Here is a 20,026-nt window from a genome sequence, read left to right as displayed (position 1 = left end):
TGCACTCCCCAGGTGGTGGAACAAGAGGCTAGTTTATTCCCCGTCGGTCGTCGGCGAAGGGTCCGGGGTCGGGGCCGCGGCGATCGAGACCTGCGACGTGGGCGAAGGTCCCGACTCGCGCTGCCCGCCCTGCCCGCTGCACAGGGCGACGTAGCTGGCGGTGATGTTCCCGGTGGCGGGCACCTGGATGTCGGCGGACTGCTCACCGGCGCCGAAGCTGCGCTGGGTCGTGCCGTCGGCGGCGAAGATCGCTCCCGTGATGGTCACGGTGTAGCCGCTCAGGGTGCCGGTGCCGCTCGGGCACGTGAACCCGTCCCACGACACCGTCGCCGTCCCGCCCGAGGGCGCGGGGTTCGGGGTCACGGTGGGCCCGTTCCCGGGGCTGGGGATCTGCGTCTGCTCCACGAAGCACGTCACCGTCAGCGCCTGGCCCTCATCGAGGTTTCCGCGCGCGGGATCGGTGGATTCGACCGTGCCGACCTGTTCCGCGCTGGGCGCCGCGGAGCCGTCGGCCCGGCTGGCCCGCAGACCCGCGTCGTTGGCGGCCTGGATGGCGGCGTCGCAGCTCATGCCGATGAGCCCGAGCGAGTCGAGGTTCACGGTCGCGGTCGTGGGTTCCGGTGTGGGCGTGTCTCTCGGCGTCGGTGTCCGGGGCGTGCTCGAGGTGGTGGAGCTCTCCGGGGCGGGGTCGCCCTGGTTCACGAAGAACGCGATGAGCGTGCCGCCGAGCACGAGCACGAGCAGGGCGATGAGGGCGATGAGCGGCCACGTCCACGGGCTGCGCTTGCGCTTCTTCTCCGCCGCATCCTCTTCCGGAGCCGGCGTGGTGGTGGCCAGGGTCGGGGAGGGGAGGAGGCGCGTGGCGGCCGCGGTGTCACCGCCGGCCGTGAGCAGCTGGGTGACGTCGTCGGCAGCGGCAGCCCCGCCGACCGCGGGGACGGCCGCGATCGCGGCGGTGAGGTCGCCTCGGCGCAGCGCCGACGCCGCGCGGGAGACGGCGGCGGCCGAGGCGGGCCGCTCCTCCGGCTTCTTGGCGATCATCGCCATGACCAGTCGCTGCACCGGCTCGGGGACGGTGGGCGGAAGCGGTGGCGGCTGCTCGTTGATCTGCGCCATCGCGATCGCGACCTGCGACTCCCCGGTGAACGGGCGCTTGCCGGCGAGGCATTCGTACGCGACGATGCCGAGGGAGTAGATGTCGGTGGCCGGCGATGCGGGGTGCCCCGACGCCTGCTCCGGCGAGAGGTACTGCACCGTTCCCATGACCTGACCGGTCGCGGTGAGCGGGACCTGGTCGGCGATGCGCGCAATGCCGAAGTCGGTGATCTTGACCCGTCCGTCGGGCGTGATCAGCAGGTTGCCCGGCTTGATGTCACGGTGGACGAGACCGGCGGCATGGGCGGCCTGCAGGGCGGCGGCCGTCTGCGCGACGATGTCGAGCGTCTTGTCGGTGGGCAGCGTGCCCTCGCGCTCGAGGATCGTGGAGAGCGCCTCGCCCGGGACGAGCTCCATCACCAGGAACGCGCTGCCGTTCTCCTCGCCGTAGTCGAAGACGCTCGCGATGCCCTCGTGGTTGACCAGCGCGGCGTGGCGGGCCTCGGCGCGGAAGCGCTCCAGGAAGCCCGGATCGCCCATGTACTCGTCCTTGAGGATCTTGATCGCGACCGTCCGTCCGATGACGTGATCGGTCGCCTCCCAGACCTCGCCCATCCCCCCGATCGCGACTCGCGACTCGAGTTCGTAGCGTCCGCCGAAGGTCACACCCTGTGTCGGTCTCATCTACCCAGCACCGCCTCCATGACCTTCTTCGCGATGGGAGCGGCGATGGTGTCTCCGCTGCCCGACTGTCCTTGTCCTCCGCCGGCTTCGACCACAACCGCCACGGCGACCTGCGGGTCATCCGCCGGCGCGAAGCCGGTGAACCAGAGCGTGTAAGGGCGGTCGCCGTTCTCCGCGGTGCCCGTCTTACCGGCCACCTCGACCCCGTCTATTCTTGCACCGGAGGCCGCACCCTCACGGACATTGGCGACCATCATGCCCGCCAGCTCGTCCGCGAGCGTCTCCTCGAGGGCACGGCCGTACTCGGTGCTGTCGAAGGTCTCCTGCACCGTCAGATCGGGGCCGATGACGGCGTCCACCATCCGCGGGTTCATCACGACCCCGCCGTTGGCCACGCCCGCCGACACCATCGCCATCTGCAGCGGCGTCGCGATGACCTGGCCCTGACCGAAGCCGGTCAGCGCGGTCTGCGCGTCATCCAGTCCGCTGGGGTAGGACGAGGGCGTCGAGGTGAGCGGCAGCTCGAAGGCGCGGTTGAAACCGTACTTCTCCGCCTCCTCGCGGATCGCGTCATCCCCCAGGCGCACCGCCAGCTCGGCCATGGGGATGTTGCAGCTGAGGCGCAGGGCGGTGGCGATCGTGACCTCTTCGCCCGGACCGCACGTGCCGCCGCCGGCGTTACGCACGGTGCGGGATGACTGCGGCAGCTGGTACAGCGCCGGGTTGGGCAGCGTCGAATCGGGCGTGTAGTCCCCCGACGCCAGCGCGGCGGAGACGACGACGAGCTTGAACGTCGAACCCGGCGGGTTGAGGTCTCCGGCGATCGCGCGGTCGGCGAGGGGATCGGCGGGGTCGTCCAGGAGCGCCTGGTACGCCGCCTCGACCGCTTCGGTGTCGTGGGAGGCGAGCGCGTTCGTGTCGTAGCTGGGGCTCGTGGCCATCGCCAGCACGCGCCCGGTGTCGGGCTCGATGGCGATGACGGCACCCTGCAGCCCGGCAAGGGCGTCGAAGGCGGCGCGCTGGACCACAGGGTCCAGGGAGGTCTCCACGTTGGATCCGCGCGGCGGCTGACCGGTCACGATCCGGTCGAGCCGGGAGAGGAACTGCGAGTCCGCGGTGCCGCTGAGGGCCTGCGTCATGGCCTGCTCGAGCCCGCGTGCAGAGCCCAGCACAGGGTTGATGTATCCGGTCACGGGGGCCCACATGTCGGCATCGACATACACGCGCTGCCAGCTGTAGACGTCGTCGGAGGGCACGGACGATGCGATGGCCGTGCCGCCGGCGATGATCGATCCGCGCTGGATCTCATAGGAGTCGTACAGTGCCCGGGTGTTGGCCGGGTTGCGGGCCAGGTCGTCGGCCTGCACGACCTGGATGACGCTGGTCGACCCGAACAGGGCGAGGAACATCACCAGCATGAGGATGCTGAGGCGGCGGAGTTCCTTGGTCATCCGATCACCACCCGGGGTCGGCTGCGCACGGCGTCGGAGATGCGCAGGAGGAGCGCGACGATGAGCCAGTTGGAGATGAGCGAGGATCCTCCCGCGGTGAGGAACGGTGTGGTCAGGCCGGTCAGGGGGATCAGCCGCGTGACGCCGCCGACCATGATGAACACCTGCAGCGCGATCGTGAACGACAGCCCCGTGGCCAGGAGCTTGCCGAAGTCGTCCTGTCCGGCCAGGCCGATCCGCACGCCGCGGCTGGCGAACACCATGTACAGGCACAGGATCGCGAAGACCCCCACGAGCCCCAGCTCTTCGCCGAGGCTCGGCAGGATGTAGTCGCTCTGCGACAGCGGCGTCAGGTACGGCCGCCCCTGACCCAGGCCCGTGCCGATCAGTCCGCCCTGAGCGAGGCCGAAGATGCCCTGCACGAGCTGGTAGCTGCTGCCGTTGATGAGGTCGGGGTTGAACGCATCCAGCCAGTTCGAGAAGCGCGCGCCCACGTAGGGCAGCACGCGTGAGGCCAGGAACGCGCCGCCGCCGGCGAGGACGACGCCGATGAGCACCCAGCTCGTCTTGCCGGTGGCCACGTACAGCATCGCGACGAACATGCCGAACAGCAGCAGTCCGGTACCGAGGTCGCGCTGGAGCACGATGATGCCGAGCGAGATCAGCCAGATGACCAGCAGCGGGCCGAGCTCCCGCGCGCGCGGCCACGTCATCCACAGGAACCGCGTGCCGACGGAGGTGAGGCTCTCGCGCGTGCGGACGAGGTACCCGGCGAAGAAGACCGCCAGGGAGATCTTCGCCAGCTCGCCGGGCTGGAACTGGAACAACCCGCCGACCGAGACCCACACGTCGGCGTTCTGGTTGGTGCCCAGACCCGGGACGAAGGGCAGCAGAAGCAGCAGGACGCCGGCCAGGCCGAACAGGTAGGTGTAGCGGAACAGCACGCGGTAGTTGCGCAGCAGCAGGACCAGGGCCAGCGCGCCGCCGATCGCGAGCGCCGACCACGCGAGCTGCCGCGTCGACGAGGCACCCCACCCCAGGTGGTCGCGCGCGATGTCGATGCGGTAGATCTCGGCGATCCCCAGGCCCGTCAGGAGCGTCGCGATCGGGAGCACGAACGGGTCGGCGTCGCGCGCGCGCAGCCGCAGGACGACGTGCAGTGCGAGGGCGAGGGCGGCGGGGAGCGCGCCGTACAGGGCGACATCGGTGCCGGGCGTGCGGCCGGTGCCCAGATCGACCAGCGTCACGGCGGCGAGGTTGAGCACGAGGGCGAACAGCAGCAGCGCCAGCTCGCGGTTGCGCTGGGTCTGCGGGACGCGCAGGAGCTTGAGCGCCCGCACGACGGCGGTATCGGTGCTCACGCCGTCGGCCGGAGCGGACGGGCGGGCAAGAGGCGTGCCGGCGGCCATCAGTTCTCCGCTCCCGCCATCTCGCGCAGGCGATCCACGATCAGCTCCGCGTCGGACAGTGAGCGCGCCGAGATCGTGCGCTCGACGGTGGCGCGTTCGAAGTCGGGCAGATCCGCCAGGGCGATGCCGGTGTCTTCGTGCGGGGTGGACAGGGGGATGGGGCCGATCGACTGCTGGACGCCGCGGTACACGACCACGGTGTCGTCGTCGGCGCCGATGTAGTAGCGGGTCTGCGTCCAGTTGTAGCCGACGGCCAGTGCGGCGGCGATGGCGGCCAGCACCAGGACGAATCCGACGATCCACCCGATGCGGCGCCGCCGCGCCCGTCGACGGTCCTCCTCGATGAGCTCCTCGAGGAACTCCGCATCCGGCTCGAAGTGCGTCGGCTCGTTGGCGGCCTGACGGTTCGGGTGCAGCCAGCTGCTGCGCCCGGGGCGGGCGGCGGGCACCTCCACGCCGATGGGGTTCGACGCCGAGCCGACGATCGAGGGTGTGCCCAGGAACACCGGATGCTGGCCGCCGACGTCGACGATCACGATCGTGACGTTGTCGGGGGCGCCGCCGTCCAGAGCGTGCTTGAGCAGCAGGTCGGCGGTGCGACCGGGGGCGAGGCCCTGGCTCAGCGCCTTGGCCGTGTGCGCATCATCCAGCACTCCCGACAGACCGTCGGAGCACAGCAGCCACCGGTCTCCCGGCTGCGTCGGCATGATGAACGTGTCGACCTCGGGGTCGGGGTCCATGTCGCCCAGCACGCGCATGAGCACCGAGCGGCGCGGGTGGTAGCGCGCCTCCTCGGGCGTGATGCGGCCGGAGTCCACGAGGCGCTGGACGAACGTGTGGTCGGTCGTGATCTGAGTGAGCGCGCCCTCGCGGTAGAGGTAGATGCGGGAGTCGCCGATGTGGGCGATGACGGCGTAGTCGTCGACCATGACCAGCGCGCTGACGGTCGTGCCCATACCGGCCAGCTCAGGGCGGCGGCCGACGGTCTCGATCAGCTCGGTCGCGGTGTCGGCGATCGAGTCGCGCAACGCCAGCTCTGCTTCGGCGGTGGAGGAGAACGGCTGGTCGAGGAGCGCGAGCCGGGCGATCGCGAGGCTCGAGGCGACATCTCCGCCCGCGTGGCCGCCCATGCCGTCGGCCACGACGAACAGGTTCGACCCGGCGTAGCCGGAGTCCTGGTTGTTGGAGCGCACCTTGCCGGTGTGTGAGATGGCGGCGCTCGAGCCCTGGAAGACCATGGAGGATCCGGTGCTTACTTCCGCAGCTCGAAGGTCGTCGCGCCGACCTTGATGGGCGCACCGATCTTCACCGGGACGGGAGCGGCCACGCGGGTGCCGTCATGGAACGTGCCGTTGGTGGAATCCAGGTCCTGGATCATCCACTTGTCGCCCCACAGCACGAGGCGCGCGTGGTGGCTGGAGGTGTAGTCGTCGCGGATGACGAGGGCCGACTCGCTGGACCGGCCGATCGTGAGCGGCTCGTTGCCCAGGGGCAGCTCGACACCGGCCTTCGGTCCGCTCGTGATGACGATGCGGGAGACGGTGCTGGTCGTCGCGGCACCCCCGGGCGCAGCATCCCTCGCCTTCGAGGCCGGCGCGGGACGTCCCACCGGCTCGGTGACGCCCGCCGGCCCCGCGGTGGCGGCCGCTGCCGCTGCCGGGGCGGGCTCGGGGAGTTTCCGCACCTTGACGCCGAACAGATCGGCGCGCAGCGAGTAGACGACGGCGAAGACGAAGAACCACAGCAGCAGCAGGAATCCGATGCGCAGCAGCAGGAGGGTGAGTTCGCTCACGCGGAGGGACCCCTCTCGGGCAGGCCGAACGCACGCGTCGCGTCCGCGTCGGCGCTGCGCGGACGGGCCGGCGCCGCCTGCGGGACCACGCGGAAGACGATGTCGGTGCGGCCGATCGTGACGGTGGAATCGGGGGGCAGCGGGGCTTCGGAGATCTTCTGGCCGTTCAGCTGCGTGCCGTTGGTGGACTTCAGGTCGCGCACCATGGCGCGCTCGCCGTCCCACAGGATCTCCACGTGCCGGCGGCTGGTGCCCGCATCCGGGATCGTGATGTCGGCGTCGCTGCCGCGCCCGATCACGGTGCGTGCCTTCACGAGCGGATGCCGCTGCCCGTCGATGTCCACCACCCCGCGCCACGACACCGTGCCGGCGGCCGTTTCCGAGTCCACGCGGAGCGTGCCGGTGGAGAGCGACTCGTCTCGCGTGAGGGAGATGCCCACCGGCCCGGCGAACGAATAGCCCTGCGTGCGGGCGTGCGCTTTCACGAGGGTGTCGAGCTCATCGCCGAGCGCGGCGCCGAGCTGCGCCATCCGTTCGTCGTCGGTGGGGGAGAGGCGCACCGTGAAGGTGTTGGGGGCCAGGATGCGGTCGCGGCTGACCACCGCGGCCTTCTTGTCGAGTTCGCTGCGCAGGGCGGAAGCGATCTCCACGGGCTGGATGCCGCTGCGGAAGGTCTTCGCGAAGGCGCTGTTGACAGCGCGTTCGAGACCCTTCTCGAAACTGTCGAGTAGTCCCACGAGACTCCTTCAGGCAGGCAGACCGGTGGGTACATCGTAGTCAGGGCGGCTGGGGAGGCCATGGACGCCGCTCTCCGGCTCGCCCGCCGCATCCGCTTCGCCGTTCAGAACTCAGGAGAATCCGGGGGTTTCCGGGGTGGTGGGGGTCGGATGTGGCGGAATCTCCTGAGTTCTGAACGGTGGTGCCGCCGGACCCGCTTCCGCCGGCTGGCCGTTGGCCTCGCTCCTCTTGCGCGGGCTGCCCCGTTCAGAACTCAGGAGGATCTGACGTTTTCCGGGGTTATGGGGGGCGGATGTGGCGCGATCTCCTGAGTTCTGAACGGTGGACCGGGGGAGCGCTTTGCGGTGGCGGGCGTGGGCCGTGATATCCTCGGGAAGTTGAGTGCGCGGGATCCGTTCCGCGCCTCGCGCGAGTGGCGGAATAGGCAGACGCGCTGGCTTCAGGTGCCAGTGCCCGAAAGGGCGTGGGGGTTCAACTCCCCCCTCGCGCACAGCGGGGCCTTGTATGTGAAATACAGGGCCCATGTGCTTCGACATACAGAGAAAGACCCGGCGAGAGCGAGATGCTCCGGCCGGGTTCTTTTGTTTCCGCTTCCGCGCTGGTGGACCGTTCCGGCATGGGAAGTTGCGTTCGCAACATAATGCACTTGCGGGCGAGCTCGCCGCGCAAGTCGTTGGTTTGAACTTCCGGGAGAGTCGATGCCCCAGTCCGTCAGAGCCGTGGCGTCGGTCCTGCCGCCGCAGTTCCGGTTCATGGGCGCCCTTTACGTGTGTGGGTTCGTGATCACCGGTTTCCTTTCGTTCGGCATCGCGTTTGCGCCCCTAGCAGCCGGTGAACCGGCCCAACCGCGGTGGATCATGCTCCCGTTCGGATTCCTGATCGTGGCGATCGTTCTCTCGGTGGTCGTCCTCCGCCACCGCGGGCTGAAGGATGCAGCCGAAGCGCAGGTGGAACGAGACGGCGGAAGGGTTTATCTTCTGTCGGCTGCCGCGATCTCGAAACAGTTGGGGCCGAAGAATCTGATCGCGCAGCTCGATCACCGCGCCAGCGGCGGATGGTTGTGGCTGGGAGAGGACTCTCTGAAGGTCTGGATCCGCGACGCGGGCGAGGTGCGAGTCGTGCCAGCCGGCGACCTCACCGGCGTCGCCGAGGTGCATGTGCTGGGCGGTGTGCTGACGGACACGCAGCTGGCGGTGTGGTTCTCGGACGGAAGCGTGCTCGAGGCCGTCCCGACCCGGTACGGGATCCGCAGCATGTTCCCCTACGGCAGAAGCCGTCTGCGTGCGCTGGCCGACCGGATCGACGCTCTGCCGTCATCCCGCCCCGCCGACGGCTTCTCGCGTTGATACTGCAACGCTACGGCGTTCCTGAAGGCCGCCGACAGTGACAAACCGCTCCCCTCTACGGCATCATCGACGGGACATCGACCTGCCGGTCGGTGCTTCGTCATCGTCGAGAGCAGTTGTGCCATGACTGATGATTCCACCCCGCCTCTGCAGCTTTCCCGCGCGCGGGGGAAAATCGGAACGGCCGCGTTCGTGGCTGCGATAATCGTCGGCGTGTCCGTCGCCGGGGCCATCGTGAACGCACGCCTAGGGGCTTCTCCGGGGGCTGTCGTCGGATGGGTAGGATTGGCGATTCCGCTGCCGGCCGCTCTCGCCCTGATGATGGCGACCAGCCACCGCGGTCTTGCACGGCAAGCCGATGCCCGCGGCGCTCAGGTCGTCTGTCTGTTCACCCGGGGATACGCGTTCGACGCGTCAACGGGCCGCGAACACCGTATCGGCGAAGGTTGGATACAGATGACGAACGGGACCCCCGAGATCCGGACTGCCGATGGTGGGCCTCCCGAGTCCGTCACCATTCCGGGTGCCGTGACGGTGCAGCGCGAGCATTTCCTGTCGCCGTTGATCGCCCTGCCCTCGCTGACCCTTCGCTCACCCGATGGTTCGGTCATCGAGTTGGAACTCGCCCGGACTGGTTTCCGTTCGCTGTCGGGCCCGTCCAACAAGTACGTGGATGAGGTCGCGGCGAGGATCTCCGCCGCACTTCACCAGGCCGTACCGTGAATCATGGCAACCACGTGGCGGCGGGTCGCGATCGGCGTCGTCGTGGGGTGGTTTCGCCGCCTACTGGGCGTCGATCGCGTTCGTGTGGCGGGTTCCGCTGTGGGGATACGTCGTGGGCGGGGTCGCGTGGCTGGCTGCGATCAGTGCGCTGTCGATCCGCGGGCGTCGTCGGCCGTCGGAGGCGGACCTCGTCGCGTCCGACCCCTACTCCGATGCCTACCTCGGACGCTCGGCCGCGACGCACCCGCACAGGGAGCCGGCCCAGTCCTCCCAGATCGACGAGTCATTCCGACCCGACCCGCTGCGCCTGCCGCCGGCGGATGAGACGAAGTCGCCGGGCCACTGACCCCGGTCGGTGAGGCCTACTCGAGCGTCGGCGGCAGGACGTAGCGGAGGGCGCCGTCGGCGGATGGCGTCGCCGGGGTGAACCCGATCCGCTCGAGCATCGCCTCCGGCGGCGCCTCGGATGCGGACACCCGCGCGTACAGCGGCCGCTCCGGCTCCAGGGTTGCGAGCAGACGTACGGTATGGCCGCCCACTTCTCGCCCGCGCGCGTGCGGGGCGATCCACCACGCCACTTCGCGCTCGCCGTCGACGGTGTACGCGGCCGCTGCTCCGGCGAAGGCGCCACTGTCGGTCACGACCTTGATCCAGGCGTCCGGATCCTGCCGCTGCCGGGCCACCCACTCGTCGATCTCGTCCCGATCGGCGGCGCCCACACCGGCAGGAGCGACCTCGTCCGGATCGATCAGAACTGCGCCCACGGCGTCCAGATCGTCGTCGTCGAGGTCGCGCAGATCGATGTGGGCCACGCCGACACCCTACGAAGACAAAGACGTCGACACGAGTTTGCCTCCGGCTATCGCGTTGGCCGGGGTGATGTCAGTAGAGTGAGGGCAGCCGCGCTCTGCGCGGCCTATCCGGGGGGATCCGTCGACGCCCGGGCTTTGAGCTTCTGGCTCGGCCCGGGCGTCGTATGGTTAACGGCTTCGCCGCCTCCGCCCGCGTGCAACGTTTCTGTCACCACCCCGTGACGCGGGCGCCCGCGAGCGTTAGCGTGGGAGACCCACGGCGCATGAGGGCGCCGGAAAGAACAGAACGGCATGCAATGAGCACCCAGGGCACGGTCAAGTGGTTCAACTCGGAGAAGGGGTTCGGTTTCATCGCGCCCGATGAGGGCGGCGCGGATGTGTTCGCCCACTACACGGCGATCGAGGCGTCGGGATACCGCTCGCTCGAGGAGAATCAGCGCGTCGAATTCGAGATCGCACAGGGCCCCAAGGGCCTGCAGGCGGAGAACATCCGCCCGATCTGATCGCTGAAGCGGCCGCCGTTACGGGTGGTCGGGTTCAGTGTGCGCCACGCACGAGCTCGCGCCCGGCGTCGGCGAACTGCCGCAGCGTCGCGGTGGGCAGATACGCGCGCGTGAGCGCCGCGGCGATGCGGGTGAGGTCGGCCTCGTCCCGATAGAGCAGATACATCTGCTCGTAGCGCGGCTGGAACTTCTGCTTGAAGCGGTGCAGCGACGCGAAGCCGTACACCGGCTCGATCAGACCCGCGACCCACGTGGTCACCTCCGCGATCGCGCCGGAACCGGGCGGATGCGTGAGCGGCGCCCCCGACAGCGACATGATCTCCGCCCCCTCCTCCGCGAACAGGGCGGCGGACGAGCCGATGAGGTACTCCATCACCGGGCCGAATCCGCCCTGGCGACGGCGCATGAGGTCGAGCGTCCAGCCGCGCACGCGCCCCTCGCCGTACACCGGCAACCAGGAGAGGAAGCCGTCGACATCGCCCACCGCCGAAACGGCGAGAGCGACGCGCACCTCCGGGTCGGCCGCCTCCTGCAGCGTCCCCAGGGTGAATCCCATCTCGGGCAGCCCCTTCTCGGCCACCCAGCTCTCCGAGATGGCCCGCAGCTGCTGCTGGATGCCCCACGGCTCGTCGCGCAGCCGCGTCATCCGGAACTGCATCCCCTCCCGCCCCGCACGGTTGAGCGCCGTCCGCACATCGCCCCATGCCTTGCCCCGGAACCGGAGGCCGGGCAGGTCGACGATCGCATCGTCGGCCACGACGAAGCTCCGCCACCCCCGCGGCACGGCGGCGTGCGTGGCCTCTCCGGCACTGAAGAAGCATGGGACGAGCCCCGCGCGCTCGGCGTCGCGGATGAACACCGTCACCGCGTCGGCACGGGATGCGGCGGGCCCGACCGGATCCGCCAGAGCCAGCGCGACTCCTGCCCTGCGCTGATACGCCACGATCCCGCCCGCGGCCCGGGCGTACTGGTTGCCGTCCCACGTCGTCATCCACGACAGCGTCCCGCCGCCGTGGCGGCGGATCTCGTCCTTGACCTCGTCGGTGGTCGGACGCGCACCCTGGCCGATGTGCGCCCTGCGCCGCGCGCGGAACGCGCCGCGGACCTCGACGAGATAGCCGAGCGTCACCGCTGCCAGCACCGAGGTCGCCAGCGCCACGCTCACGTCCGAGTCGATCGCCGCTTCCACCCTGTCGACGCCGAGGGCGGAGATCAGGATCATCAGCGCCGCCCCGAACAGCACGTTGACGGAGGTCAGCACGACGCTGACCACCCACGCCCAGCGCCGGCCCCGCCGCATCCCGTGGGCCACCACGACGACCACCACGACGTCGACGACGACATCCACCCATGAGGTCGCGAGGGGCGCCGTGCGGCCGAAGGGGCCGTCGGTGGGAACGAGGAGCGTCACGATCTGGATCGCGCCCAGACCCAGCATGAGGACGAAGGCGATGAGGCGCTGCTCGCGCACGGTCACCCGCTGGGGACGCAGCGACCGGTCCACGGCCAGGACGAGGGCCACGCCGAGGAGATGCTCGAGATCGGCGAGCGAGCCGGAGAACAGCACCATGAGGAGGACGATCGCCACCAGGGCGACCCACGCGCGCAGGCGCCACGGCGGGGCGAACAGGCTGACCGCCGCGGCGATGCAGGCCATCGTGCCACCCGAGGGCCCCGCATCCAGGGCGGCCGCCTGCTCCTGCGCCCACGGCCACGTCAGCATCGCACACAGCCACAGGAGCAGCATGGTGCCGAGGACCGCGAACAGCTGGCCGACCACGAAGTAGGTCAGCGCGACCCGCGATCCGCGCCGGTACTCCAGATACGCCATGCCCGCGAATCCGGTGAGGGCGACGGCGTACACCCACGGGCGGGCGAGGAAGAACGAGCCCGTCAGCGGCGTCCACCACCGGCCCGCCTCCAGAGCGGGCACGCCGTAGGCGATGCTCTCCCACAGCGGGGAGTCGATGAGGGGCGACCACAGCCCCTGCGTCACGACGCCGCCGGCGGTGACGACGGCCACGAGCGCGAGCGTGGCGGGGATGCGCCCGGCGAGATGCCGGATGCGGCCGGCCCACTTCGGCTGCTCGCCCATGCGCCCACCCTACGGCCGGGGCGGACGAGCGGACCCGGCTATGCGGGGGAGTCGGGAAGCAGGAGCAGCTGGGCCAGTTCGTCGGCGTCGTCGACCGCGGCCTGGGCGCCGTCGGCCTCGTGCGGCCAGCTGAATCCCCAGCGGACGAAGATGACGGGTACGCCGTGCTCGGCGGCGCCTTCGACGTCGTGGTGGCGGTCGCCGACGAGGACGGGCCGGCTGATGTCCACGCCGGCCGCGGACAGGCGCCGCAGCGCCTCGGCGACGATGTCGGATTTCGCGCTCAGTGTGCGCTCATCCGGTGTGGCACCCACCACGGCGGTGAAGTACTGCGTGAGTCCGAAGTGGTCCATGAGGGCGGAGACCTGCACCTCGGGCTTGGAGCTGGCCGTGGCCTGCGGGACGCCGGCGGCGCCCAGCGCGGCGATCACGTCCGCCACGCCGGGGAAGAGCTTGGCGCTGGAGGTGTATCCCTCTGCTTTGTTCAGTCCGCGGTAGAACGTCACCGCCTCGGTGGACTGCTCCGGGGTCATCCCGACGTTCGTCTGGAACGACTCGAACATCGGCGGTCCGATCCAGTGCGCCAGCTCGCCGCGCGTGGGCGGCTGCAGCCCGAAGTGCTCGAGGGTGGTGGTCAGGCGCCGGAGGATTCCCTCCGAGGCGTCGACGATGGTGCCGTCCACATCCCAGAGGATGCACGACCAGGGTGAGCGCGTGGGCATGCCCTCCACGCTATCGGCGGTCGCGGGTGCCGGCGTCCTGGGGTGACCGGCGGCAGGTCAGAACAGGCGGGGGGCGCCGGATTCGATCCCCTTCATCTCGGCGTAGTCGAGCGTGAGACAGCGGATGCCGCGGTCGGTGGCCAGCACGCGGGCCTGCGGCTTGATCTCCTGAGCGGCGAAGACGCCGGTGACGGGGGCGAGGTGCGGATCGCGTCCGAGCAGCTCGAGGTAGCGCGTGAGCTGCTCGACGCCGTCGATGTCGCCGCGGCGCTTGACCTCCACGGCGATGGTCCCCCCGGCCGGGTCGCGCAGCAGGAGGTCGACCGGGCCGATGGCGGTCGGGTACTCGCGGCGCACGAGGGTCAGGCCGTCGCCGACGAGGGCGACCTGTTCGGCGAGCAGGCGCTGCAGGTCAGCCTCCACGCCGTCCTTGACCAGGCCGGGGTCCACGCCGAGGTCGTGCGAGGTGTCGTGCAGGATCTCGTGGATGCGCACGAGCAGCGCATCGCCGGACTTGGCGTGGGTGACGCGCCAGCGCTGGGTGACGCCGTCCTCGAGGTCGGCCGCATCCGGCTCCTCGGCCGTGAGCGTGCAGGGCGGGCTCATCCAGTTCAGCGGCTTGTACGATCCGCCGTCGGAGTGCACGAGGAGGCTGCCGTCGCCCTTGTGCACGAGCAGGCGGGTGGCCAGGGGCAGGTGCGCGTTGAGCCGTCCGGTGTAGTGGACGGAGCAGCGGGCGATGACGAGACGCACCCGTCGAGCCTAACCGCCGCGCCGAGAGTGCATCACCTCGGCGAGAGTGCACCGGATCCGGTGCACTCTCGCCGGGTTGATGCACTTTCGCGGCGCGCTGGTTGAAGGCGGAGGCCGAGGCAGGGGCCGGAGGCGGAGCGGCGCCGCCGGTTTGCTGCGCGACGGGACAGACCCCTACTGTGTTCTAGTCATCTAGAAGAGTTCGATGAGGAGCATCCGTGGCCAACCGCCTGAGACACCGGCTGGCGCAGGCACGCGCCGAGCGCCGCGGCATGCTGATGGGCTTCCTGCCCGCCGGCTATCCCGACCCCGACCGCTTCCGCCGGGCCGCCGGTGCCGCGTTCGAGGCCGGGTTGGACGCGCTGGAAGTGAGCATGCCCGGGCCGGCACCCGCGCTGGACGGACCCCTCATCCAGGCCGCCGCCCTGCAGGCCTCGCACCACCTCGGCTCGATCGCGGAGGCGCTCGAGCTGGCCGCCTCCAGCCGCCGCGACCCGGGGGATTCGATCATCGCCCTCGCGTACGCCCGCACGCTGGAGCGCCTCCCCGCCGAGGAGTTCCTCGACGCGCTCGCCGCCGCCGACATCGACGGCGTGCTGCTGCCGCAGCATCCGGTCGCCGAGCAGCTCCGGATCGGCGCCCTGGCGCGTGAGCGGGGCATCGAGCCGGTGGTCTTCCTGCACCTGCAGGAGGACCTCGCGCTGCTGTCGTCGGGGGTGTTCCCCGACCCCTTCATCTACCTGCAGTCCGCCGAGGGCCAGACCGGCGGCCGCTTCAATGCGGCCAAGGCCGCCGAGCGCCTCGGTGAGCTCGCCGAGGCCTTCGGCCCGCGCCCGTACGGGGTGTGCGTCGGCTTCGGCGTGCGTGGCTACGAGGAGGTGCAGCGGCTCATGGTCGCCGGCGCGGACGGCGCGATCATCGGCACGCGCCTGGTCGCCGCCGCCAACGAGGGTCCGGAGGAGGTGGCGGCGATCGTCGACGAGGTCGCGCCCATCCTCGTGCGCCGGGACGAGGTGCGCGCATGACCGAGCGGACCCCGTGGAGCCCGCAGCGGATCTCCTTCAGCCGCAACGACGGCCTGCCCAAGTACCTCGCGATCGCCCGGGCCGTGGCGCTGGCGATCACCGAGGAGGAGCTCACCGCCGGCGAGACCCTGCCCTCCCAGAAGGAACTGGCCGAAAGCTTCGGTGTCACGGTCATGACCGTGCGTCAGGCCGTGCAGACCCTCACCGACCAGGGCCTGCTCAGCACCGAGCAGGGCAAGGGCACGTACGTGCGCAGCCGCCCGTATCGCCTGGAGATGGGCCCGCTGGCGAGCTTCGCGGCTCAGATCGCCGCGTCCGGGCGGACGCTGCGCACCGAGGTGCTCGGGTACGCCGCGATCGAGGTGTCGCCCCTGGAACAGCGGCGGATGGCGCTGCCCACGCGGGAGGCGTTCGAGCTCGTGCGGCTGCGTTACGTCGATGGCGAGCCCCTCATCCTCCAGACCTCGCTGCTCTCGCCCGCCGTCGCCGCGGGGATCGAGGTGGCGACGCTGGAGACGCGCTCGCTGTACGACGTGCTCTCCACCGACCTCGGCATCCGCATCGACCGCGCGACCGAGACCGTGCAGGCGACGAACCTCGACGCCGAGTCGGCCGGCCTGCTGCACCGCGCGGAAGGGGAGGCGGCGCTGCTGTCGGCCCGCCTGACGCTGAGCGCAGACGGGGTCGCGGTGGTGGATGACCGCGCCCTCACCGCCGGCGACAGCGTGGTGGTCTCCGCCGAGCGCCGCGCCGACGAGCCGGGCCTGGAGCTCGTGCTCTCCAGCGACGCCCCCATCATCGCCGACGAATCCACGCCGTTCGTACGCGGCGGTCGCTGACGACCGCCGGGAACAGGAAGAGCATGACCACCACCCTCACGGCCGCACCCGTGCTCGCCACGCGCGGCCTCAGCAAGGACTACGGCCCCGTCCGCGTCGTCTCGGACCTGTCGCTGGAGTTCCACGCCGGCAGCATCCACGCGCTCCTCGGCGAGAACGGCGCAGGGAAGTCCACACTCATCAGGATGCTCGCCGGCGTGATCGCCCCGAGCGGCGGCGAGGTCGTTCTCGACGGGGTACCGGCCGCCCTGCGCTCGGTGCGCGACGGACAGGCGCGCGGGGTCGTCGCCCTGCCACAGGAGCTCACGCTCGTGCCGACCCTGGGGGCGGCGGAGAACATCTTCCTCGGCACGCGCCGACGCGGCATCCCCGGGATCGTCGACCGCCGCAGGCTCGACCGCGACGCCCGTGCGCTCCTGGAACGCCTCGGCCAGGCGCTGCCGCTGAACGTGCCGGTGGGGGAGCTGTCCGCGGTGCAGCAGACCATGATCGCCCTCGCCCGGGCGCTCGCGCGGGATGCGCGCGTGCTGATCCTGGACGAGCCGACCGCGGCGCTCACCGACACCGAGACCGAGCAGCTGTTCGTCGTGCTCCGTGCCCTCCGCGACGCCGGGACGGCCATCCTCTACGTCTCGCACCGCCTCGAGGAGGTGTTCGCCCTCGCCGACACCGCCACCGTGATGCGCAACGGCCGGCACGTGTGGACCAAGCCGATCGCCCAGACCCACACCGACGACGTGGTGTCGGCCATGATCGGGCGCGAGCACGGCCAGGTCTACCCCGCCCGGGCCGGTACCGCCGGTCCGGTGCTGCTCGCGGTGGACGACCTCGGCGGCCACACCCTCCGCGGGGTCAGCCTGCAGGCGCGCTCCGGCCGCGTGCTCGGCATCGCGGGCCTGGCCGGGGCCGGGCGCAGCGAGCTGCTGAAGATCATCGCCGGTGCCGAGCGCGCGCAGACCGGACGCGTGCTCCTGGACGGCGACGACGTGACCCGCCTGGGACTGGCGCGGTCGATGGATGCGGGCATCGCCTACGTCCCGGAGGAGCGCCGCAGCCAGGGGCTCGTCATGACGCACTCGATCCAGGCCAACATCGCCCTCGGCAACCTGCGGGCACTGAGCGTGGCGGGCGTGGCATCCGCCCGGCGCGAGCGAGAAGCGGCCGAGCGCGGCCGCACCGACCTGCAGATCAAGACGACATCGGTGGGCCAGCCGGTGGAGGAGCTGTCCGGCGGCAACCAGCAGAAGGTCGTCCTCGCCAAATACCTCCAGCGGCGGCCCCGCGTGCTGCTCCTGGACGAGCCGACGCGCGGCATCGACATCGGCACGAAGGCGGAGATCTACCAGCTCATCCGGCGCCTGGCGGACGAGGGCGTCGCCGTCGTGGTCGTCTCCAGCGAGATCCCCGAGCTGCTGGGGCTGGCCGACGAGATCGCCGTGCTGCACGAGGGCCGGCTCACCGGCGTCGCCGACCCCGCCGCATCCACCGAAGAATCCATCCTCCACCTCTGCTACAGGAAGTCCGAATGATGTCCACGACCACTCCGCAGGCGCCCGCCGCCGGCACGCGCGGTGCAGCGCTGCCGGCGCGCCTGGCCTCCTACGGGACCCTGCTCGGCCTGCTCGCCCTCATCGTGCTGTTCGCGGTGCTCAAGCCGCAGGTGTTCCTCACCCCGGTGAACTTCACCAACATCCTCGAGCAGCTCGCGATCCTCGCCATGATCGCCGCCGTGCAGACGGTCGTCATGGTCGTGGGCGACTTCGACCTGTCGGTCGGATCGCTCGCGAGCCTCGTCGGCGTCATCACGGCGCAGCTCCTGGTGGGCGGGATGGATCCGCTGCTGGCCGTCGGGCTCGGCCTGCTCACGGGGCTCGCCGCCGGTGCGATCAACGGATTCCTGGTGGCCTACCTCGGCCTCTCGGCGTTCATCGCGACCCTCGCGACGATGACCTCCTTCACGGGCCTGGCGCTGCTGCTGTCCAACGGCGCCACCGTCTTCGGCCTCCCCGAGGGCTTCGTGTGGCTCGGCCAGGGCCGCGTGGGCCCGGTCCCCGTTCCCGTCATCGTCGCGATCATCCTGGTGCTGCTGGTGTGGTTCGCGCTGTCGAAGACCGTCCTCGGGCGCAGCTGGTACGCCGTGGGCGGCAACGCGGAGGCGGCACGCCTGTCGGGCGTGAACACCAAGCTCGTGCGCTTCTCCGCCTTCGTCGTGGCGGGCTTCGGCGCGGCCCTCGCGGGCATCGTGCTCACCGCGCGGCTCGCGTCGGGTCACCCCACGGCGGCCGACCCGCTCATGCTGTCCTCGATCGCCGCCGTCTTCCTGGGCATCACCCTGTCGCGGGCGGGCCAGCCCACCGTCGGCGGGACCGTCGTGGGCCTGGGCATCGTCGGCGTGCTCAACAACGGCCTGAACATCCTGCAGGTCAACAGCTACGTGCAGCAGGTGCTCACCGGCGTGATCATCGTCCTGGCCGTGAGCCTGAGCCGTCTCAGCAGGAAGCGGCGCTGACATGACCCTCATCGCGGGCCTGGATATCGGCACGTCGAGCGTCAAGCTCGCCGTGCTGACGTCCGAGGGGACGGTGATCGCGCGGGCCACCGCGTCGTACGACACCGTCCATGGCCCCGGCGGCATCGTCGAGCAGCGGCCGGAGGACTGGTGGGATGCGGCGTGCCGTGCGCTCGCCGACACCGGGGTGGCCGACCGCATCGACGCCCTGGGCGTCACCGGGCAGATGCAGGACCTCATCGTGGTCGGCGCCGGCGGCCGGTCGCTGCGCCCCGCGCTGCTGTACTCCGACACGCGCGCCGGCGCGCAGCATGACCGGCTGCGCGCGAGCATCCCGGAGTGGGAGCGGCGCACCGGCAACCATCAGGACCTCACGAACGTCGCCGCGAAGCTCGCGTGGCTCGCCGAGCACGAACCGCGCGTGCTGGCCGAGGCGACGCAGCTGTTCTTCGGTGCGGCCGGCTACCTGGCCTGGCGCGCGGGCGGCCGGGCCACGTGCGACGTGACGACCGCGTCCACGACGGGCCTGCTCGACATCGACGCGCGCACGTGGCTGGTCGACGCGATCTCGGCCGCCGGCGCACCCGCCGACCGCTTCCCCGTCCTCGTGGGGGCGGTCCCCGGCGACGCGTCGGCGGGGACCGTGTCGCCGACGGCGGCGGCCGAACTCGGCGTCCGCGCGGGCATCCCCGTCGTGGTCGCTCCCGGCGATGCCGGCTCGGCCACCGACGGGCTCGTCGGTTCCGCACCCGGCGACGCCTACCTGTACCTCGGCACCACCGGCTGGCTGGCGGGCGTGACCGCGGGTGCGCCGGCCGAGCCCTCGCCCATCCACTCCCTCGTCCTGCCCGGGTGGAACCATCGCCTGCGCATCGGCGCGGTGCAGTCGGCCGGATCGGCTGCCGCGTGGGCGCGGCGCACGTTCTTCCCGCGCAGCGACTTCGCCGACGTGGAGGCTGCCGTCGCGGAGCGCGTCGGCGACCTCTCCGCCCGGCCGCTGTGCCTGCCGGGACTGGCCGGAGAGCGCACGCCTGTGCGCGACGGGCACTTCCGCGGTGCGTTCGTGGGCGTCACCGATGCCACGGACGCCGTCGACCACTACCTCGCCGTCCTCACGGGTGTCGCGATGGGCCTGCGGCACGCGGCCGAGGCGATGCAGATTCGCCAGACCCGCATCCCCGCCGTCGGCGGCGCGGCCTCCTCGCCCGCGTGGCGGCAGATCCTCGCCGACGTCTTCGACGCGACGATCGTCACGGGCGACGCGGAGGACCCCGGTTGCGTGTCGGCGGCGCGCGCGGCCGCCGACGCGGCGGGCCTGGGCGGCGGCATCCGTCCGCTGCTGGGACCCGGAGCCGAGGCGGAGGAGACGCACCCCGGCCCGGCGCGCAGTGCCTACGCGCGTCTGCTGGCCACCCACCGTGAGCTCTATCCGGCTCTGGCCGGAACCTTCCACGCGCTGGCCGGCATGCCGCCGCAGGCGCCGTACGACGAGTGATCCCACTCGCACACCGTCCTCATCCATGAAAGGGA

The 20,026-nt window shown here is 71.0% G+C and carries 19 protein-coding genes and 1 tRNA gene; 10 read left to right on the top strand and 10 right to left on the bottom strand.

The window, feature by feature from the left end:
• Nucleotides 1-33: 33 nt before the first annotated feature.
• Genes E4V99_RS06320 through E4V99_RS06295 form a run of 6 tightly spaced genes read right to left on the bottom strand, consistent with a single transcriptional unit; the run spans nt 34 to nt 7,168 of the window.
• Nucleotides 34-1,779: a serine/threonine-protein kinase gene (locus tag E4V99_RS06320; protein ID WP_135062396.1), complete on the bottom strand. Its 1,746-nt coding sequence runs from the start codon at nt 1,777-1,779 to the stop codon at nt 34-36.
• The gene (locus E4V99_RS06315; protein ID WP_135062398.1) at nt 1,776-3,230 is read right to left on the bottom strand and encodes a penicillin-binding transpeptidase domain-containing protein; all 1,455 of its coding nucleotides are present in this window, start codon (nt 3,228-3,230) and stop codon (nt 1,776-1,778) included. Before E4V99_RS06315 ends, E4V99_RS06320 begins: the two co-directional genes overlap by 4 nt.
• The gene (locus E4V99_RS06310) at nt 3,227-4,639 is read right to left on the bottom strand and encodes an FtsW/RodA/SpoVE family cell cycle protein (RefSeq protein ID WP_135116719.1); all 1,413 of its coding nucleotides are present in this window, start codon (nt 4,637-4,639) and stop codon (nt 3,227-3,229) included. The genes E4V99_RS06315 and E4V99_RS06310 overlap by 4 nt, the downstream gene beginning before the upstream one ends.
• Nucleotides 4,639-5,877 (bottom strand): PP2C family serine/threonine-protein phosphatase, encoded by a 1,239-nt coding sequence (locus E4V99_RS06305; protein ID WP_135062402.1) that lies wholly within the window; start codon nt 5,875-5,877, stop codon nt 4,639-4,641. The genes E4V99_RS06310 and E4V99_RS06305 overlap by 1 nt, the downstream gene beginning before the upstream one ends.
• 14 nt (nt 5,878-5,891) lie before the next feature.
• Nucleotides 5,892-6,431 carry an FHA domain-containing protein gene (locus E4V99_RS06300; protein WP_135062404.1) on the bottom strand — a complete coding sequence of 180 codons (540 nt, stop codon included), beginning with the start codon at nt 6,429-6,431 and terminating at the stop codon, nt 5,892-5,894.
• Nucleotides 6,428-7,168, bottom strand: a complete 741-nt coding sequence (locus E4V99_RS06295) for a DUF3662 and FHA domain-containing protein (protein ID WP_135062406.1) — start codon at nt 7,166-7,168, stop codon at nt 6,428-6,430. The genes E4V99_RS06300 and E4V99_RS06295 overlap by 4 nt, the downstream gene beginning before the upstream one ends.
• 407 nt (nt 7,169-7,575) lie before the next feature.
• On the opposite strand from E4V99_RS06295, the gene E4V99_RS06290 reads away from it, so the two are divergent.
• The 4 genes from E4V99_RS06290 to E4V99_RS06275 all read left to right on the top strand — a co-directional run bounded on the left by E4V99_RS06290 (nt 7,576) and on the right by E4V99_RS06275 (nt 9,584).
• Nucleotides 7,576-7,659: transfer RNA gene (locus E4V99_RS06290), tRNA-Leu, on the top strand.
• Between the two features lie 208 nt (nt 7,660-7,867).
• Entirely contained in the window at nt 7,868-8,515 is a 648-nt protein-coding gene (locus tag E4V99_RS06285) for a hypothetical protein (protein WP_135116718.1), read from the top strand.
• A gap of 123 nt (nt 8,516-8,638) precedes the next feature.
• Complete coding sequence (locus E4V99_RS06280) at nt 8,639-9,238, top strand: hypothetical protein (RefSeq protein WP_135062410.1); 600 nt, start codon at nt 8,639-8,641, stop codon at nt 9,236-9,238.
• Nucleotides 9,239-9,320: 82 nt separating this feature from the next.
• A complete protein-coding gene (locus E4V99_RS06275; protein ID WP_135116717.1) occupies nt 9,321-9,584 on the top strand; it encodes a hypothetical protein in 264 nt (87 codons plus the stop codon).
• Between the two features lie 16 nt (nt 9,585-9,600).
• Here E4V99_RS06275 and E4V99_RS06270 read toward each other — a convergent pair whose 3' ends face one another.
• On the bottom strand, nt 9,601-10,050 hold the full coding sequence (locus E4V99_RS06270) for a GNAT family N-acetyltransferase (protein WP_135116716.1): 450 nt from the start codon (nt 10,048-10,050) through the stop codon (nt 9,601-9,603).
• Nucleotides 10,051-10,346: 296 nt separating this feature from the next.
• Here E4V99_RS06270 and E4V99_RS06265 point away from each other — a divergent pair, with 296 nt between their 5' ends.
• On the top strand, nt 10,347-10,553 hold the full coding sequence (locus E4V99_RS06265; RefSeq protein ID WP_135062416.1) for a cold-shock protein: 207 nt from the start codon (nt 10,347-10,349) through the stop codon (nt 10,551-10,553).
• Nucleotides 10,554-10,587: 34 nt separating this feature from the next.
• Here the strand turns inward: E4V99_RS06265 and E4V99_RS06260 are convergent, their stop codons facing one another.
• Genes E4V99_RS06260 through nucS form a run of 3 tightly spaced genes read right to left on the bottom strand, consistent with a single transcriptional unit; the run spans nt 10,588 to nt 14,123 of the window.
• Nucleotides 10,588-12,648, bottom strand: coding sequence for a DUF2156 domain-containing protein (locus tag E4V99_RS06260; protein ID WP_135116715.1), 2,061 nt, complete (start codon nt 12,646-12,648; stop codon nt 10,588-10,590).
• Between the two features lie 38 nt (nt 12,649-12,686).
• On the bottom strand, nt 12,687-13,370 hold the full coding sequence (locus E4V99_RS06255) for an HAD hydrolase-like protein (protein WP_135116714.1): 684 nt from the start codon (nt 13,368-13,370) through the stop codon (nt 12,687-12,689).
• 57 nt (nt 13,371-13,427) lie between these two features.
• Nucleotides 13,428-14,123, bottom strand: a complete 696-nt coding sequence (nucS, locus tag E4V99_RS06250) for an endonuclease NucS (protein WP_135062422.1) — start codon at nt 14,121-14,123, stop codon at nt 13,428-13,430.
• A gap of 218 nt (nt 14,124-14,341) precedes the next feature.
• On the opposite strand from nucS, the gene E4V99_RS06245 reads away from it, so the two are divergent.
• From E4V99_RS06245 to E4V99_RS06225, 5 genes are read left to right on the top strand one after another with little or no spacing between them, the layout of a single operon-like run.
• A complete protein-coding gene (locus E4V99_RS06245) occupies nt 14,342-15,148 on the top strand; it encodes a tryptophan synthase subunit alpha (RefSeq protein WP_135116713.1) in 807 nt (268 codons plus the stop codon).
• Nucleotides 15,145-15,987 carry a GntR family transcriptional regulator gene (locus E4V99_RS06240; protein ID WP_135116712.1) on the top strand — a complete coding sequence of 281 codons (843 nt, stop codon included), beginning with the start codon at nt 15,145-15,147 and terminating at the stop codon, nt 15,985-15,987. The genes E4V99_RS06245 and E4V99_RS06240 overlap by 4 nt, the downstream gene beginning before the upstream one ends.
• A gap of 23 nt (nt 15,988-16,010) precedes the next feature.
• Nucleotides 16,011-17,516 carry a sugar ABC transporter ATP-binding protein gene (locus tag E4V99_RS06235; protein ID WP_135116711.1) on the top strand — a complete coding sequence of 502 codons (1,506 nt, stop codon included), beginning with the start codon at nt 16,011-16,013 and terminating at the stop codon, nt 17,514-17,516.
• A complete protein-coding gene (locus E4V99_RS06230) occupies nt 17,513-18,496 on the top strand; it encodes an ABC transporter permease (protein ID WP_135062430.1) in 984 nt (327 codons plus the stop codon). The genes E4V99_RS06235 and E4V99_RS06230 overlap by 4 nt, the downstream gene beginning before the upstream one ends.
• A 1-nt stretch (nt 18,497) precedes the next feature.
• Entirely contained in the window at nt 18,498-19,991 is a 1,494-nt protein-coding gene (locus E4V99_RS06225) for an FGGY family carbohydrate kinase (protein ID WP_135116710.1), read from the top strand.
• The last annotated feature ends 35 nt before the right edge of the window (nt 19,992-20,026 follow it).

The organism is Microbacterium sp. dk485 (genome assembly GCF_004570445.1).
Classification (GTDB): Bacteria; Actinomycetota; Actinomycetes; order Actinomycetales; family Microbacteriaceae; genus Microbacterium; species Microbacterium wangchenii.
This window is presented reverse-complemented; position numbering and strand designations above follow the sequence as displayed.

Excerpts from the sequence above, each read along its gene's own strand:
- E4V99_RS06225 (WP_135116710.1), top strand. The coding sequence starts at position 18,498 with ATGACCCTCATCGCGGGCCTGGATATCGGCACGTCGAGCGTCAAGCTC.
- E4V99_RS06260 (WP_135116715.1), bottom strand. The coding sequence starts at position 12,648 with ATGGGCGAGCAGCCGAAGTGGGCCGGCCGCATCCGGCATCTCGCCGGG.
- E4V99_RS06320 (WP_135062396.1), bottom strand. The coding sequence starts at position 1,779 with ATGAGACCGACACAGGGTGTGACCTTCGGCGGACGCTACGAACTCGAG.
- E4V99_RS06240 (WP_135116712.1), top strand. The coding sequence starts at position 15,145 with ATGACCGAGCGGACCCCGTGGAGCCCGCAGCGGATCTCCTTCAGCCGC.
- E4V99_RS06305 (WP_135062402.1), bottom strand. The coding sequence starts at position 5,877 with ATGGTCTTCCAGGGCTCGAGCGCCGCCATCTCACACACCGGCAAGGTG.
- E4V99_RS06280 (WP_135062410.1), top strand. The coding sequence starts at position 8,639 with ATGACTGATGATTCCACCCCGCCTCTGCAGCTTTCCCGCGCGCGGGGG.
- E4V99_RS06230 (WP_135062430.1), top strand. The coding sequence starts at position 17,513 with ATGATGTCCACGACCACTCCGCAGGCGCCCGCCGCCGGCACGCGCGGT.
- E4V99_RS06255 (WP_135116714.1), bottom strand. The coding sequence starts at position 13,370 with ATGCCCACGCGCTCACCCTGGTCGTGCATCCTCTGGGATGTGGACGGC.
- E4V99_RS06265 (WP_135062416.1), top strand. The coding sequence starts at position 10,347 with ATGAGCACCCAGGGCACGGTCAAGTGGTTCAACTCGGAGAAGGGGTTC.
- E4V99_RS06285 (WP_135116718.1), top strand. The coding sequence starts at position 7,868 with ATGCCCCAGTCCGTCAGAGCCGTGGCGTCGGTCCTGCCGCCGCAGTTC.
- E4V99_RS06310 (WP_135116719.1), bottom strand. The coding sequence starts at position 4,639 with ATGGCCGCCGGCACGCCTCTTGCCCGCCCGTCCGCTCCGGCCGACGGC.
- E4V99_RS06235 (WP_135116711.1), top strand. The coding sequence starts at position 16,011 with ATGACCACCACCCTCACGGCCGCACCCGTGCTCGCCACGCGCGGCCTC.
- E4V99_RS06315 (WP_135062398.1), bottom strand. The coding sequence starts at position 3,230 with ATGACCAAGGAACTCCGCCGCCTCAGCATCCTCATGCTGGTGATGTTC.